Here is a 15,251-nt window from a genome sequence, read left to right on the forward strand (position 1 = left end):
TGTTTTTTATTGATTCTCTTTTTATGAAAAGCGAAAATAAGTACCTTTGAAATTAAGAAAAACACAATTTTATAATGAGTGAAACCATACTTATATTAGGTGCAGGAGGACAAATAGGAGGAGAATTGACAATAAAGCTAAGATCAATTTACGGAGATGACAATGTAATAGCATCAGATATAAGAGAAAGTATTTTTCATCAAGCACTTAACGGTCCTTTCGAAATGCTGGATGCTACCAACAAAGAAGCCATCTTAGCAACCATTAAAAAGTACAAAGTAACTCAGGTTTATTTATTAGCAGCATTGCTTTCGGCTACCGGAGAACAATTCCCGGGAAAAGCATGGGATTTAAACATGACCTCTTTGTTAGCCGTTTTAGATCTTGCCAAAGAAAAACACATCAAGCAAGTATATTGGCCTAGCTCCATTGCAGCGTTTGGGCCTACAACTCCAAAACAAAATACTCCGCAAAGAACCATTATGGAACCATCTACGGTTTATGGAATCAGTAAAATATCAGGAGAGTTTTGGTGCAATTACTATTATGAAAAATATGGAGTTGATGTAAGAAGTATACGTTACCCGGGTATTATTAGTTGGAAAACGAAGCCGGGAGGAGGTACAACAGATTATGCTGTAGATATTTTCTTTAAAGCTGTAGAGCAAGGTTCGTATGAATGCTTCTTAAGAGAAGACACACGATTGCCTATGATGTATATGCAAGATGCCGTTGATGCTACAATTCAATTGATGCAGGCAGATGCAAAAGACATTAAGATAAGAACATCGTATAACCTATCGGCTATAGATTTTACGCCAAAAGAGTTGTCTGAAGAGATAAAAAAACACATTCCAAATTTTGAGATCACTTATAAGCCCGACTTCAGACAAGAGATAGCAGATAGCTGGCCTCAAAGTATAGATGATTCTCATGCTAGAACTGAATGGAATTGGTCCCATAAATTTGATATCAGTTCAATGACTCAAGATATTATCAAAAACCTACAAGCTCAAAAGAATCAAGAACTAGAGACTGTGTAAGTTTATTTATATTTTTGCGTCTAAAATTTTCGAAAGGAGAATATTAGATGAAAGAAATTATAGAAAATAGCTTACAGAAAGGAATTACTTACGAGGAGTACAGATCATTGGTGAGTCGTCTTTTAGAAGAAGGAAAATCTACAGGACCTCATCAAACAGAATCATTATTAAATTACAGCACATTAAATGACAGAAGGATGAAACGTTTAGACAAAACGATTCGACTTTCTGAAGAGACAATTGCTTCTGTTAAAGATGTAAAAGAACCGGTAACATGGTTGGTTTTAACTGAAGGATGGTGTGGAGATGCAGCGCAAACATTGCCTATTATCAATAAGATGGCAAGTGAAAGTGATAATATTGACCTTAAGATCATTCTTAGAGATGAGAATGAAGAGCTGATGAATCGATTTTTAACTAATGGAGGAAAATCAATTCCAAAACTGATCGCTTTAAACAAAGATCATGAGGTAATTGATTCATGGGGTCCAAGACCTTCTATTCCTACTCAGATGGTTGAAGATTACAAGAAAGAACATGGTCAGTTAGATGCAGATTTCAAAAAAGATCTTCAAGTTTGGTACAACAAAGACAAAGGGAAGAACACCCAAGAAGATATGCTGAAATTGCTGTAGAATTAGATGTTATTAAATGCAATGTAACCCTTAAGTGATGAACTTAAGGGTTTTTCTTTTGTGTATATTTGCGCCATGCTTGTATCGTTTGAATCACTTTCGGAAACAGCCAAAGTATGGATATATCCGGCCAGTAGAAAATTCTATAAAGAAGAACTAGAAACCGTAGAAGAAAAGGTGAAAACTTTTGTGTCGGAATGGAAAAGTGATGACGCAGATTTTAAAGCCTCTTACCAATTTTTATACAATCGATTTATCATTGTGTTGGCAGAAGATGAAGATGGAAAATTGACCAATCAAGATATAGATACGCTGGTAGGTTTTATTTTACAACTGCAAACAGAATATGAGCTAGAGCTTTTGGACAAAATGAACGTGTGTTTCAAGCAAGGAGAGTATGTTCAGTACAAAGAAATTAAGGAGTTCAAAAAACTATTAAAGAGCAAGTCTGTGTCCAGCAAAACCATTGTGTTCGATAACTTGATTCAAACCAAAGAAGAGTTAGAGCACTATTGGGAAGTGCCTATTACCGAGAGTTGGTACAATCGATTTTTATGAAAAAGTACAGATTCATACAACGCATTCAAAAAGTAGCCAGTAGTCATCATTATGTACATCTGGATTCTAAGATCGTTGATGAGTTTGAGAAAAAAGAAAAAACCAGACTGTTGTGTGTGCTAGACAATACAGTTTCTTATTCTTGCCAAATCAAAAAGCAAGGAGATACATATCTTATCATGATCTCTGCAAGCAATCTCAAGAAATTAAAAAAGCATGTTGGAGATGAGGTAGCATTTGAAATTTGCCAACACCCAAACCCATTAGGAGTTGATGTTCCTGAAGTTTTAGAAGTCTTCTTAGAACAAGATCCGGAAGCCAAGGCGATCTACGATACATTTACTGACGGAAAAAAACGCACATTGATATTTCAAATTATCCGAGTTAAGAATATTGATAAGCAAATACAACGGATCACAGATTTTTTAACACAAGAAAAGATCAAGCAACTACAAAAGAGATTCTCGTAGTCTACTTATACTGTTACGTCTTGTAAATTTCTACGTCATATAATTAAAAATATGGCAGGAGAAGGATTTTCAAAACACGCAAGCACCAGCTTAAAGAACAACAAAAGCTTTTTAAGGAAAAAGAGCCTCTTTAAAAAAGAACGTTCTTTTTTAAACCTCAAAAGAGATTCCATTAAAACAGATTTGGGAACAATACCTTCTAAAAAAGTATCTCAAAAAGAGCTAAGAAGAATTAGAAAAGAAACATTAAAAGATACCAAACACGCATTCAGGATAGAGTGGCTTTTGTTCTTTGCTATAATTGGAATTGGAGTACTGATGGGGATTCAATACTTTCAAAGAAACAGTGAAATAGAAAAGATCATTGGTACAAAGAACGACCTTGACTACTATCAGAAAAATATTGAAGAATATAACTACCTGATCTCAAGTGGAGATAATTGGATGAGAGAAAAAAACTATCACAATGCTACATTTCAATATGAAAAAGCACTGGAAATTTTCCCTAAAGACAGTATAGGAGTTTACCGCCTCATTTCAGCCTATGATCTTCAATGCAGAACAGAACAGCAAAACTGTGAAAAAAGAGAAGAGCTCTTAAATAGCCTTGTAAAAGATTAAAGGAAACGGAACCCGATTCCTAGAGAAACACTCTCTAAAGTTCCACTGTCTTCAAACCCACGAATGTTCTTTCTGTGATATAGTAATTTGATCACAGGTTTCCATCTGCTATCTGCATATAGCTGCCAACCAACACCAAAATTGTAATAATCGCCATCTTCATATCGAGAAGAAGGACGCCACATTTTTCCTCGGCTAAACTGAGTAAAGAACGAACCTTCAATATCTCCCCATAGATTGTATCTGGCAGTTACATAAGTAGGAAATGCATTGATAGCATAAGGAAAATGATGATCATATCCGGCATTTAAACTCAAAGAGAATCGTTTTCCAAATTGATACCCAACTCCAAACCTGAAAAAAGTACCTGTGAGTTTTAAAAAAGTTTCATCGTCATCAGGATCAAGGGTGAAGTTCTCGTTTACTGCGAAAGTAAGCTTAAAGGAACCGGTAAAAAACGGGCGAATTGTTTTCTCTTGAGCTTCTTGAGCGGTTAAAGTTTGGATAAGAAAAAGTGTACAGACGAAAAGTAATAGTTTTTTCATAGAATGAGTTTTGCCCTATAAGACAAAAACTATTCCATTTCTAATTTTTGAATGAATTCTTCAATAGTATCTGCATCTTCTACTTTAAAATCACCTATTCGAGTTCTTCTCAAAACAGAGAGGTGAGCACCGGAATTTAAAACATGCCCGTAGTCGTGTGCTAGAGAACGAATATAAGTTCCTTTGCTGCAGACAACTCTAAAGTCAGTCTTTGGAAGTGCTATTTTGGTGATCTCAAATTCTGAGATATGTATTTTTCTGGATTTGATCTCTGTAGTTTGCCCTTTTCGTGCCAATTCATACAAGCGCTTTCCATCTTTTTTAATAGCTGAGAAAATAGGTGGTTTTTGATCGATCTCGCCTATGAAGTTTTGTGTTGATTCATGCAAGAGATCTTCAGTAATATGGTCTGTTGGAAATGTTTGATCGATCTCAGTTTCCAAATCATAACTAGGAGTTGTAGCACCTAGTGTAAATGTTCCCGTATACTCTTTTATTTGCCCCTGGTAGGTAGAGATGTTCTTAGTTTCTTTTCCAACGCATATGATCAATAAACCGGTAGCTAAGGGATCTAAAGTTCCGGCATGACCTACTTTGATCTTTTTTAAACCAAATTTCTTTTTAATATGCCAGCGTATTTTATTGACTGCCTGAAATGAAGTCCATTCCAATGGTTTATCAATCAATAAAACTTTTCCGTTCAAGTAATCTTCTACAGTAGCCATTAAGATAAAGAATAAATAATAGCAATTAAACCAACCACAGCACAGTAAATAGAGAAGTACGTTAGTTTACTCTTCTTAACCAAAGCGATCATCCATTTACAAGCAAACATCCCGGAGATAAATGCTGCAAAAAAGCCTATGATCAAAGGTGTTACTTCTGTGCTTTGAAAACTAATCTCTCCTCCTGAAAGGTCTTTGATCATTTTCCCAACAATTAAAGGAACCACCATTAAGAAAGAGAATCTTGCTGCTTTTGCTCTGTCTATTCCCAATAAAACTGAAGTAGAAATTGTAGCTCCGGATCTTGAGATTCCAGGCAATACAGCAATAGCTTGTGATACTCCAATAACCAGTGCATTTAAATAAGAAACATTCTTTGTAGTGTCTTTTGCTTTGTCCGCCAATAATAAAAGTAAGGCAGTAATAAAAAGCATAAAACCAACAAGCAAAACCTGACCGCCAAAAAGAGAAGCCAATTCTTCTTCAAAATACAATCCGATAAAGGCTGTTGGAATCATAGATACAATGATCTTTAATGAAAACTGAGTTTCCTCATTCCATTTGAATTGAAATAAACCTTTAAAAATTTGAAAAACTTCCTTTCTAAAAATGACAAGAGTACTTAAGGCAGTTGCAAAGTGAAGAACAACAGTAAAAGCAAGACTTTCCTCAGGAATAGAGCTATCTCCTAAAATTGCTTTAGCCAATTCTAAATGACCACTTGAAGAAACGGGTAAAAACTCAGTTAACCCCTGAATGATTCCAAGGAGCGTAGCATCAATAGAGTCCATTGTTATTTTTTGGGATTCAACATAATGGCATAGATCTCAATACCCAATCCAATAATGATCAAAGTGGGAGCCAATCTAATTCTTTGGAAGTTGTAGATGTCCTCGTTAAAAATAGCAGGATCATCACTTCCACCACCGGCCATCAAGATAAATCCAATAGCAATAAAAGCCAGACCAATAAACATGAACATATAGTTCTTTTTTCCAAAGAGGAACTGAGGTTGCGGATTTTTATCTTTTGTACTCATATTATATTAATAGTATAATTCGTCAGTTTTTAAATTTAGAAAACGTTGTGTGGCAAAAAAGGTGCTTAACCAAGTAATACCAAATGCAACGATGATGACTCCAACGCCAATATATGTTAGTGTTGTATAATCAGTTAATAATTCTAAGGTTGCTATTTTTTGATCTATAAAATAGATAGCAGTTGCCAATCCTACCAAAGCTAATAACGCGCCTACCATTCCCAATCGTATACCATTCCAAATAAAAGGTTTTCTGATAAAGCCTTTGGTGGCACCAACCATCTGCATGGTTTTGATATTAAACCTCTTTGAATAGATTGATAATCGAATAGAGCTATTGATCAATAAAATAGCGATCAATCCAAAGAACGAACAAGCAACTAACAACCAAAAGCTAATTCTATTGATGTTTGTTGTTAGTGAATTTACCAGAAAATCATCGTAGGAAACCTCAAAGACAAATGCGTTTTTTTCAAATCGATCAGAAATGATTTTTACCTTTTCCGGTGCAACAAAATCTGCTTTTAAATATATGTCGATACTGTTCTTTAAAGGATTTGTTCCTAAATAACTTACAAAGTCTTCACCTAGGTCTTTACTGTAGAATTTGGCAGCTTCTTCTTTAGAAATAAACACGATCTCTCTGGTAAAATCTTCTTCTATCAGAGAGTTTCTCATAGATTCGATCTGCTCTTTTGTAACATCGTCTTTTAAAAATAAAGTAACCGCAACTTCTTCTTTAAGCTGATTGGCCAAGCTTCCGGATTTTAAAAGAACCAGTCCTAAGATTCCGGCCATAAATAATACCAATGCAATACTGATTACGACTGAAAAGTAAGAAGATCGTAATCGACGTTTTTGATAAGAGTCAAATTTAGATGACATACAAAGGAATTAGATAGCTGCTCGCAAGATACAAAAATTAAGAGGCAACCGATTTGTTAAAAATTAGTCAATTTCTTGACATAATTCGATCAAAACTCCATTGGTAGATTTCGGGTGTAAAAAAGCAACCAGTTTGTTGTCGGCTCCTTTTTTAGGTGTCTCATTTAAAACAACAAACCCTTCATCTTTCAATCGAGCTATTTCAGAAACAATATCGGATACAGCAAAAGCTATATGATGGATTCCTTCTCCTTTTTTTTCTATGAATTTTGCAATTGGGCTATCAGGATTTGTAGCCTCTAATAATTCTATTTTGTTAGGCCCCGATTGAAAAAAAGAAGTCTTTACTCCTTCAGAAGCTACTTCTTCTACTTTGTAATGAGGTTTTCCAAAAAGAGCTGCAAATAAAGGATTAGAAGTTTCAAGACTTTTCACAGCAATTCCAATATGTTCTATTTTTTCCATGGCTCAAAGATACATCTATTCCTAAGAAAAACAGAGCCCGTTTAAACCATCTGAAATGTACAGGAAAACCCCCTTTTTCAACTGGGTTTTTCCTCCAAATTTAAGGGCTTAAACTAATTTACCCTTTTAAATAAAAAGGAAAACGGTAATTTCGGACTGATAACTTAAAACCGAACATTATGAAATCGACAAAACTTTATTTTAGTGCATTACTATGTACCCTATTTTTATTTACAGGATGTAAAGATTACGTAAGGGGAAATGGAAACAGTAACGACCGCCCCGATATCATCCTTACATACCCGGAATTAGTTTCTATGTTGCAGCATTATGATAAAACTAGAAAACAACAATTTGCAGCGGCAGTTGGAAAAGATGAAGATACCCGTATCAATCATTTTAACCTTAAAGATTTAAAAGATTATATTGCCTATATTGAAAAAGAATGTAAGAAAAAGAACATTCCATTGACAGGAATCAATTTTATTTCAGGAGCATACCCTGATAATTATAGATTAGATCCTAAAAAAAGTAATTATCAAGCTTTAATTATGATGCCAGCAACTACAATTGACGGTGAAGAGAATGTTTCATTTGACCCTTTTAAATCAGAAAAAGGAAAACCTCTTTCATTGAAAGAAATATTAGAGGGTTACAGTTATACTAGTTGGACATATGATGAACTCAAATCAAGAAAGTCAAAGAAAAAATCATCTAGATCAACTCAAAAAGGAGGAGGTAATGATCTTAGTCCTGCAGGAAATAGAACTGGAATTTCGCCTCCAAACTAGACAAATTGCATGAATGTATTAGTAAATATTGTATTAAGTGTTGAATTTGCTACGCTAATGGTAGCGCTTTTTTATGTTAATAAGCATAAACAGAAGTACTTTAAATATTTTATAGCATATGCCGCAGTTATATTCATAGTTGAATATATAGGAAATGTTCTTATAAAAAAGAACAATGGATATGTCTATGATATATATACATTCTTCGAATTCAATCTAGTCGCAATTATTTACTATCATTTAAACAAAGAAAAATTTTCTTTGAGAGTAATCAAATACATGACTGTTATATTCAACGTCATTTATTTTTTAAGCTTTTATTTTGATTTTTTACAAAGGTATATTGTTGTTACTCTGGCATTCATATTGTCGCTGTTTATGATTTTATATTTTAAAGAACTGTTGTCTTCTAATAAAATTATAAACTACAGAAAGAACTTATCCTTTTGGATTACAACGGGAATGTTGTTTTATTACTTGACAACTATTCCTTATTTAGCATTAGTGTATATTACAGATTTAACCAATGATTATGCTAATTTTATTATACGTTTGATAACTGTGGCAACTCATTTGTGCTTTATAACTGGTATTATATGCAGTCAGAAGAAAGTCAATTAGTCTTATATGTAGCAACGATAATCATTGCTTTTGTGGTTATCTTCATTGTTGTTCTGTTTTCGGTTTTTCAAAGTCGAAAGAATAGATTATTAGGAGAACAAAAAGAAGCGAAAAAGAGATTTGAAAGCGAAATTGCAGAAACACAAATAGAGATTAGAGAAGAAACCTTGCGTAATATTAGCTGGGAGTTACACGATAATTTGGGTCAATTGTTAACCTTGGCAAAGATCCAGTTGCAGAGTGGTTCTAAAGAAAATATAGATGAGGTTTCAGAAATTATAACAAAAAGTTTAAATGAACTCAGGGCACTGTCTAAGTTGATCAACCCTGAGTTTATTAAAAACATACAATTAAGAGAAGCCATTCAGTTAGAAATAGATCGATTCAATCGATTGAATTTCATCAAATCTACATTGCATGTAGTAGGAGCCGAAAAAAAGCTCAACGAAAAAACAAGTATGGTCATATTTAGAATTCTACAAGAATTCTTTTCAAATACGATCAAGCATTCTAAGGCTACCCGACTGGAAGTAGAACTGATCTTTAGCGAGCATGAGTTAGAGATCACAGCTACCGATAACGGTATTGGTTTTAATAAGGAAGAGACACAAAGCTTAGGATTGGGTCTAAAAAATATAGAAAACAGGGCAAATTTAATTGGTGCAGATGTTTCTTTAAGATCGGTGCCAAAAGAAGGAACTCAATTGAAGATTAAACATTATTTTAAAGCATGAAATATTCAGTAGTTATTGTAGATGACCACACCTTACTTTCTCAAGCTATTGGTGCCATGGTAGACACTTTTGATAAGTTTAAAGTTTTATATACATGTAAAAATGGTAGGGAATTAACAGAACGATTTTCAGAATCAGAAAGCCAGATTCCTGATGTAGTCTTAATGGACATCAACATGCCTATCATGAATGGAATTGAAACTACTGAATGGATCAACAAAAACCACCCAAAAGTTAATGTAATGGCATTGTCTGTTGAAGATACAGATGCTACCATTCTTAAAATGTTAAAGGCAGGGGCTGTTGGTTATCTGTTAAAAGATACCGAAAAGAGAGTTCTAGAGCAGGCACTTGTTGAGGTTGTTGAAAATGGTTTCTTCCACACAAAGAATGTAACAAACCTACTCTTACAATCGATTTCAGGAAATAGCAAACGAGATATCGAATTCAAAGAGAATGAGATCACCTTCATGAAATTGGCTTGTACAGAACTTACCTACAAAGAAATTGCAGACAGAATGTGTTTAAGTCCAAAAACAATTGATGGCTACAGAGATGTTCTTTTCACAAAACTCAATGTGAAAAATAGAGTAGGCTTAGTGATGTACGCAATTAAAAATAAAATCTATACTCCATAATTTATGCGTAAATTCGCAGCATGGAAGAAACGAATAGACAGCGAAAAATAGCGGGTGTTTTACAGAAGGATCTGGTAGACGTTTTACAAAAAGCGGCTCAAGATGGGATGCAAGGAGTTATCATTTCTGTTTCTAAAGTTTCTGTAACTCCAGACTTAGGAGTTGCAAAAGTATACTTAAGTATTTTCCCTTCTGAGAAAAGAGAAGAGATTGTAGAAGGAGTGAAATCCAATGCCCCGTTAGTTCGACATGAATTAGCTAAAAGAACTCGCAACCAATTACGAAGAATGCCGGAATTGTTATTTTTTGGAGATGATTCTTTAGATTATATCGAAGAGATTGATAAATCTTTGAAAGGAGAAGATGAAAATCCTATTAAGAATCCGGATATACTGCCAAGAAGACAAAAGAGATAACTGCCGGTTCTTTGAGTTTTCCATTATACATAGCCAAGAGATATTTGTTTGCCAAAAGTGGTAACAATGCGATCAATATCATTACTATGATCGCCTCCTTGGGAGTTATTGTGGGAACAGCAGCACTTTTTGTGATTTTGTCAGGATTTTCAGGACTGAGAACTTTTAGTAATTCATTGCTGGATATTTCTGATCCGGATATTAAAATATCAGTAGTAAAAGGGAAAAGCTTTTTTTACACCGATTCTCTAAAAACCATTCTCGACTCCAATTCAGATATCGTAGATTTTTCAAGAGTAATTGAAGAGCGTGTCTTTTTAAGATCGCAAGACAAGCAACAGATAGCTTACGTAAAAGGAGTAGATTACAATTATGTTAGTGTTGTAAAACTAGACTCAGCAATTCAAGTAGGAAACTGGTTAGAACCGCAATACAAGAATACAAGTGTTTTGGGAAATGGTTTGGCTTTCAAACTTTCATTAGGTGTAATGAATTTTGGAGAGCCTTTAGAGATTGTTGTTCCTAAAACCGGAACAGGATTGTTAAACCCCAACAGTACGCGTAGTATTAAAACACAAATAGTAGGGGTGTATGTTGGAACTGAAGAATTTGAAAACAAATATGTTTTTGTATCCAATCTTCAAGCTCAGCATTTGCTCAACTATGCAGAAAATCAGTTTACAGCTATTGAGATCAAGTTACAACCGGATGTAAACCCGGATGCTTTTGCCAATGCGCTGCAAAAACAAGTAGGAAGCCAATTCAAGGTGCAAACCAAGGCTCAGTTGAATGAGCTTTTTTACAAAGTGATCAATACAGAGAACTTTGTGTCTTATCTTATTTTTACGTTGATCATGGTTATTGCCATGTTTAATGTTGTTGGGGCAATCATTATGATGATCATCGATAAGAAGAAAAACTTAAAGACTATTTTGAATCTTGGAGCTACATTAAAAGAGATCAAGAGAATCTTTGTACTACAAGGGTTCTTATTAACGGTAGTTGGAATGTTAATAGGACTTTTCCTTGCAGTAATTCTAGTATTCGTTCAACAACAGTTTGAGTTTTTTATGATCACTTCAACTATTGCCTATCCGGTTGAATTAAAATTAACCAATCTGCTTGTAGTTGTAGGAACGATCTCTGTATTAGGATTCTTGGCTGCCAAAATTGCCAGTAGTAGAATTTCTATCCGATTTCTGGAATCATAGCATTCCCAAACTTTTTCTCCACTTCGTCAAAAGTATCAAAAACGTCTTTAGGATCATCAGAAGTAACCATTTTCAAACGGTACTCTTTAAAATGAGGGATTCCTTTGAAGTAGTTGGTGTAATGTCTTCTCGTTTCTACCACTCCCAAATGCTCTCCTTTCCAGTCTATAGACATTTGTAAATGACGTCTTGCCATTTCGGTTCTTTGAGCAATGGTTGGTTTTGGAAGATGTTCACCGGTTTTGAAATAGTGTTTTACTTCATTGAAAAACCAAGGATACCCAATAGAGGCTCTTCCAATCATAGCACCATCCAAGCCGTATACATCACGCATTTCTTTGGCTCTTTCCGGAGTGTTTACATCACCATTCCCAAAAACAGGAATGTGCATTCTTGGGTTGTTCTTTACTTCGGCAATTGGTTTCCAATCTGCATCTCCTTTATACATTTGAGCACGAGTTCTTCCGTGAATAGAAATAGCTTTACAACCTACATCTTGTAAACGCTCAGCAACTTCTACAATACGAATAGAATCATGATCCCATCCTAAACGAGTTTTTACGGTAATTGGAAGTTTGGTATGCTTAACCATAGCTTCGGTTAATTTCACCATAAGATCGATATCCTTTAAAATACCGGCTCCGGCACCTTTAGAAACTACCTTTTTTACAGGGCAACCAAAGTTGATGTCAATAATATCAGGATTGGTTTTTTCTACGATCTCAACCGAACGTAACATCGAATCTAAATTGGCTCCAAAAATTTGAATTCCAACAGGACGTTCTTTCTCATAGATATCTAGTTTCATCACACTTTTAGCGGCATCACGAATCAATCCTTCTGACGAGATGAACTCGGTATACACAACATCAGCTCCGTTCTCTTTACACAAAGCACGAAAAGGAGGATCACTTACATCTTCCATAGGAGCTAGAAGCAATGGAAAGTCTGGTAATTCTATGTTGTCTATTTTAACCATACTGATATTTTGTGCAAAAATAACAATAAACTGCGAATCTACTATTTAGAGAAATACTAGTTATTTTAGTTACTTTGCAGTTATGGAAGAATTCTTGGCATTTATTCGAAATTATATTGAGCTTTCTTTAGAAGCAGAAGCTACAATTCGATCTGTTGGAAAGGAAATTTCTAAAAAGAAAGGAGAACTTATCGCCGAAGAAGGAAAGACATCAAAGCATATGTATTTCTTAGCGTCTGGTGTAGCAAGAACGTATTTGTATTTGAATGGAAAAGACATTACGCATTGGATCTCTTTAGAAGATTCACTCATTACATCTTGGTATAGTTATGTTCAAGAAAAACCGGCTTCAGAATATGTAGAACTTACCGAAGATTCAAGACTTGTTCAAATCTCCAAGCAAGATTGGGAGATTCTATATCAACAGCATCCGGAATTGGAGCGATTTTCTCGATTGATCTTAGAACAAGAAATGTCTGTTATAGACGAATTCTACAAAGGGTACTATTTCTTAACAGCAAAACAAAAATACGAATTGTTGATCTCTGCAGCTCCTCAGATCATTCAAAGAGCCAATTTAGGACATATTGCTTCTATGCTGGGAATTACTCAAGAAACATTAAGCAGGATTAGAGGGAAATAAAAAAAGCCTCCATTACGGAGACTCTTTTATCTGGGGTGTTGTATACTTGGTTAGAATACTCTTACGATGTTAAATCCAAAGAAGATATGACCATCTCCCCAATCACCTTCAGCATTGCTTAAGAATCCTGGTTCATTGGTAGATTGGGCATTAGAGAAGAGTAATTGAAATACGTGTCCTCCTGTTTCAATATCTACTCCTATGGTCAACGGATCGTTAAATAACGAATTACTATCTCTGTTAAAGTTGTAAGCATAATCCATATTAATACTCATACGCTTGCTTACCTTTAAACGACCACCAACTCCCATTGCAAATTGATTGTGATTGTTGGCACCCGTTAAGTTTAGGTTTTGTAAGTTCTGACGAATGTAAGAAGGAGCGAGCAAGAAGGAGAATTTATCAGATACTCTTCGAGACACTAACAATTGAGTAGCATAACTCATTCGATCTCCAAACTTCAAAGCCGGAAACTGGTTTTTATTTAATTGCGTATCTACGTTTGCAGTTCCGTAAGCTACTAAGTTAAAAGGCATATTGTCTGATTGTCTTGCCAGTCGAACCTTAAGAGAACTAGAATAAGTTTGTCTTAGTGATTCTCTTGCGACACTTAATTGTACACCTTCCCAAAAACCATAGACTAACTGTATTTTTGTATTGGCATTGTCAAACCCAAAAAACGTTGTCAATCCATCTTGTAAAGTTCCAAATCGGTGAGAGACATAAAGATAAAAATCACCTTTATCAGCAATTTTAGTCGATTGTAAATTTCCAATCTTCATGGCTTTGAAAGCCGGTAATTCGAATTTGGTTTGTGGTTGAGTTTCTTTGTCTAACTCATCTAAAAGATCGTCTTGTGCGTTAATTGATGAGACGAAGAATAACAGCATAGCAAAAAATGAAAAATATGTTTTATTCATGGTTCGGTTTATTGTTGAATGATACATTGATCTAATTTAAGTTCTTCTAAAAGGTCGTCATAACCAATAACGCGTCCTTTGATTTTAATTTCTTGGTTGTTTTGGATAGCCTTAATATCTACATCTTCTCGAAATTGACAGTAAATCTGACTGCTTAAAGTAATCCCTTTACCATCATTATTGGTAATACTTCCAGAAAGAACCACTACCTTATCCTGCCAGACAGAGAAATCTTCTTTCACTTTTGAAAGAAAAGCATCAGAAGTTCCTGTAAAGTCTACCTTCTTTGCTTCAATTTTTGTCGGAGGTCGCATAGAATACTGATAAACTACAACTACAGAAATAGCAATAATTACCAGTAAAGCAATGATGATTTTACTTTTTTTCGACAAGCTCATAGTTTAATGTAATATTGATTTTATCTGCGATCTTTTTTCGTACGATACTCGGAATCTTGATGTCAAAATCTTGAGGTTTAACTGAAAAAGTTGCGGATAAAACGATTTTTTCTCCATCTTTCTTTAGCAAGGCTTTTGTATTGATCTCCTTTTTAACTCCTTTGATGGTTAGAGATCCATTCAGGTTATACTCTTTTTCTCCAGAAAGAGAGCTCATATCAAAGTTGTCTAGTTTTCCTCTAAAAACTGCTTTTGGAAACTTGTCAGAATCCATGTAGTTTTCATTAAAATGCTCTTGCATTAAGGCAACTCTGAATTTAAAAGCAGTGATAAACAGTTGAGCTGCAATATCTCCTGTTTGTGTTTTTAGGATGGCAGTTGTACTGTTGTTCTTTGCTTCTACAGGTTCAAAAGCCTCTACAGAAGCTTTAAATTCTGTAAATCCTGTCCTTGTAAAATAGGTTTGACTAATTGCTACCTGACAAGCAATCATGCAAAGGATAATACATACGGTTTTTTTCATGATTTTAGTTTTCTAAAAATCCGTCTTGTCTCCATTTGTCTATAATAGCTCTTGTGGCAGCCGGTAAGATACCACTAGGAGGCATTGGACTTGTTGCGTTATTCATTCTAGGGATTAGGTTTCCGTTTTCAGCAGAATTTCTTACTTGCTGATAGGTTACCAAACTTAAACCTGCATTTGGATTAACAGTTCCGTGGCAAGTTGTACAGTTATTATCGATGATGGCTTTTACATCACCAACATACGTAACAGTTTGAGTAATTGGATCCGGGTCTTCTTCTAAAGGTATTTCTGCCGTAGTACACGAACTTGCAGTTAGACCAATAGCAAATAGAATAGCAAAATGATATTTTTTCATTAGTAGGGTTTTTGAATGATTTATTGAATACGT

Annotated in this window: 22 protein-coding genes; 11 read left to right on the forward strand and 11 right to left on the reverse strand. The window is 34.7% G+C overall.

Annotation, left to right across the window (positions count from 1 at the left end):
* The first annotated feature begins 74 nt into the window (after positions 1 to 74).
* The 5 genes from ACFSRZ_RS07635 (at position 75) to ACFSRZ_RS07655 (ending at position 3,327) form a co-directional block, all read left to right on the forward strand.
* Positions 75 to 1,043: an NAD-dependent epimerase/dehydratase family protein gene (locus tag ACFSRZ_RS07635; protein ID WP_379665947.1), complete on the forward strand. Its 969-nt coding sequence runs from the start codon at positions 75 to 77 to the stop codon at positions 1,041 to 1,043.
* 47 nt (positions 1,044 to 1,090) lie between these two features.
* Positions 1,091 to 1,678, forward strand: a complete 588-nt coding sequence (locus ACFSRZ_RS07640; protein ID WP_379665948.1) for a thioredoxin family protein — start codon at positions 1,091 to 1,093, stop codon at positions 1,676 to 1,678.
* 75 nt (positions 1,679 to 1,753) lie between these two features.
* Positions 1,754 to 2,236, forward strand: a complete 483-nt coding sequence (locus tag ACFSRZ_RS07645; protein ID WP_379665949.1) for an ABC transporter ATPase — start codon at positions 1,754 to 1,756, stop codon at positions 2,234 to 2,236.
* Positions 2,233 to 2,706, forward strand: coding sequence for a YdeI/OmpD-associated family protein (locus ACFSRZ_RS07650; protein WP_379665950.1), 474 nt, complete (start codon positions 2,233 to 2,235; stop codon positions 2,704 to 2,706). Before ACFSRZ_RS07645 ends, ACFSRZ_RS07650 begins: the two co-directional genes overlap by 4 nt.
* A gap of 51 nt (positions 2,707 to 2,757) precedes the next feature.
* The gene (locus ACFSRZ_RS07655) at positions 2,758 to 3,327 is read left to right on the forward strand and encodes a hypothetical protein (protein WP_379665951.1); all 570 of its coding nucleotides are present in this window, start codon (positions 2,758 to 2,760) and stop codon (positions 3,325 to 3,327) included.
* Here ACFSRZ_RS07655 and ACFSRZ_RS07660 read toward each other — a convergent pair.
* From ACFSRZ_RS07660 to mce, 6 genes are all read right to left on the reverse strand, one after another.
* Entirely contained in the window at positions 3,324 to 3,872 is a 549-nt protein-coding gene (locus ACFSRZ_RS07660; protein ID WP_379665952.1) for a hypothetical protein, read from the reverse strand. The genes ACFSRZ_RS07655 and ACFSRZ_RS07660 overlap by 4 nt on opposite strands.
* 29 nt (positions 3,873 to 3,901) lie before the next feature.
* Complete coding sequence (gene truB, locus ACFSRZ_RS07665; protein ID WP_379665953.1) at positions 3,902 to 4,597, reverse strand: tRNA pseudouridine(55) synthase TruB; 696 nt, start codon at positions 4,595 to 4,597, stop codon at positions 3,902 to 3,904.
* Complete coding sequence (locus ACFSRZ_RS07670; RefSeq protein ID WP_379665954.1) at positions 4,597 to 5,388, reverse strand: undecaprenyl-diphosphate phosphatase; 792 nt, start codon at positions 5,386 to 5,388, stop codon at positions 4,597 to 4,599. The genes truB and ACFSRZ_RS07670 overlap by 1 nt, the downstream gene beginning before the upstream one ends.
* Before the next feature lie 2 nt (positions 5,389 to 5,390).
* The gene (locus ACFSRZ_RS07675) at positions 5,391 to 5,636 is read right to left on the reverse strand and encodes a DUF3098 domain-containing protein (RefSeq protein WP_379665955.1); all 246 of its coding nucleotides are present in this window, start codon (positions 5,634 to 5,636) and stop codon (positions 5,391 to 5,393) included.
* Positions 5,637 to 5,642: 6 nt separating this feature from the next.
* Positions 5,643 to 6,521 (reverse strand): cell division protein FtsX, encoded by an 879-nt coding sequence (locus ACFSRZ_RS07680; RefSeq protein ID WP_379665956.1) that lies wholly within the window; start codon positions 6,519 to 6,521, stop codon positions 5,643 to 5,645.
* 63 nt (positions 6,522 to 6,584) lie between these two features.
* The gene (mce, locus tag ACFSRZ_RS07685; protein ID WP_379665957.1) at positions 6,585 to 6,986 is read right to left on the reverse strand and encodes a methylmalonyl-CoA epimerase; all 402 of its coding nucleotides are present in this window, start codon (positions 6,984 to 6,986) and stop codon (positions 6,585 to 6,587) included.
* Positions 6,987 to 7,165: 179 nt separating this feature from the next.
* Here mce and ACFSRZ_RS07690 point away from each other — a divergent pair, with 179 nt between their 5' ends.
* The 5 genes from ACFSRZ_RS07690 (at position 7,166) to ACFSRZ_RS07710 (ending at position 11,397) form a co-directional block, all read left to right on the forward strand.
* Complete coding sequence (locus ACFSRZ_RS07690) at positions 7,166 to 7,777, forward strand: hypothetical protein (RefSeq protein WP_379665958.1); 612 nt, start codon at positions 7,166 to 7,168, stop codon at positions 7,775 to 7,777.
* 596 nt (positions 7,778 to 8,373) lie between these two features.
* Complete coding sequence (locus ACFSRZ_RS07695; RefSeq protein WP_379665959.1) at positions 8,374 to 9,132, forward strand: sensor histidine kinase; 759 nt, start codon at positions 8,374 to 8,376, stop codon at positions 9,130 to 9,132.
* Complete coding sequence (locus ACFSRZ_RS07700) at positions 9,129 to 9,770, forward strand: response regulator transcription factor (RefSeq protein ID WP_379665960.1); 642 nt, start codon at positions 9,129 to 9,131, stop codon at positions 9,768 to 9,770. The genes ACFSRZ_RS07695 and ACFSRZ_RS07700 overlap by 4 nt, the downstream gene beginning before the upstream one ends.
* 20 nt (positions 9,771 to 9,790) lie before the next feature.
* Positions 9,791 to 10,186, forward strand: a complete 396-nt coding sequence (gene rbfA, locus ACFSRZ_RS07705; RefSeq protein WP_379665961.1) for a 30S ribosome-binding factor RbfA — start codon at positions 9,791 to 9,793, stop codon at positions 10,184 to 10,186.
* An 11-nt stretch (positions 10,187 to 10,197) separates the two neighbouring features.
* On the forward strand, positions 10,198 to 11,397 hold the full coding sequence (locus ACFSRZ_RS07710) for an ABC transporter permease (protein ID WP_379665962.1): 1,200 nt from the start codon (positions 10,198 to 10,200) through the stop codon (positions 11,395 to 11,397).
* Here ACFSRZ_RS07710 and dusB read toward each other — a convergent pair.
* A complete protein-coding gene (gene dusB / locus ACFSRZ_RS07715; protein ID WP_379665963.1) occupies positions 11,375 to 12,376 on the reverse strand; it encodes a tRNA dihydrouridine synthase DusB in 1,002 nt (333 codons plus the stop codon). The genes ACFSRZ_RS07710 and dusB overlap by 23 nt on opposite strands.
* Before the next feature lie 82 nt (positions 12,377 to 12,458).
* Here dusB and ACFSRZ_RS07720 point away from each other — a divergent pair, with 82 nt between their 5' ends.
* Positions 12,459 to 13,019 (forward strand): Crp/Fnr family transcriptional regulator, encoded by a 561-nt coding sequence (locus ACFSRZ_RS07720; RefSeq protein WP_379665964.1) that lies wholly within the window; start codon positions 12,459 to 12,461, stop codon positions 13,017 to 13,019.
* A 50-nt stretch (positions 13,020 to 13,069) separates the two neighbouring features.
* On the opposite strand, the gene ACFSRZ_RS07725 is transcribed toward ACFSRZ_RS07720, so the two are convergent.
* The 4 genes from ACFSRZ_RS07725 to ACFSRZ_RS07740 are packed head-to-tail and all read right to left on the reverse strand — an operon-like array spanning position 13,070 to position 15,218.
* The gene (locus tag ACFSRZ_RS07725; RefSeq protein ID WP_379665965.1) at positions 13,070 to 13,939 is read right to left on the reverse strand and encodes a DUF5777 family beta-barrel protein; all 870 of its coding nucleotides are present in this window, start codon (positions 13,937 to 13,939) and stop codon (positions 13,070 to 13,072) included.
* Positions 13,940 to 13,947: 8 nt separating this feature from the next.
* Positions 13,948 to 14,331 carry a hypothetical protein gene (locus ACFSRZ_RS07730; protein WP_379665966.1) on the reverse strand — a complete coding sequence of 128 codons (384 nt, stop codon included), beginning with the start codon at positions 14,329 to 14,331 and terminating at the stop codon, positions 13,948 to 13,950.
* Positions 14,315 to 14,860, reverse strand: a complete 546-nt coding sequence (locus ACFSRZ_RS07735) for a YceI family protein (RefSeq protein WP_379665967.1) — start codon at positions 14,858 to 14,860, stop codon at positions 14,315 to 14,317. Before ACFSRZ_RS07735 ends, ACFSRZ_RS07730 begins: the two co-directional genes overlap by 17 nt.
* Positions 14,861 to 14,864: 4 nt before the next feature.
* Positions 14,865 to 15,218 carry a c-type cytochrome domain-containing protein gene (locus ACFSRZ_RS07740; RefSeq protein ID WP_379665968.1) on the reverse strand — a complete coding sequence of 118 codons (354 nt, stop codon included), beginning with the start codon at positions 15,216 to 15,218 and terminating at the stop codon, positions 14,865 to 14,867.
* Positions 15,219 to 15,251 lie beyond the last annotated feature (33 nt).

Origin of the sequence: Pseudotenacibaculum haliotis, assembly GCF_042684245.1 — a bacterium.
Lineage (GTDB): Bacteria > Bacteroidota > Bacteroidia > Flavobacteriales > Flavobacteriaceae > Polaribacter > Polaribacter haliotis_A.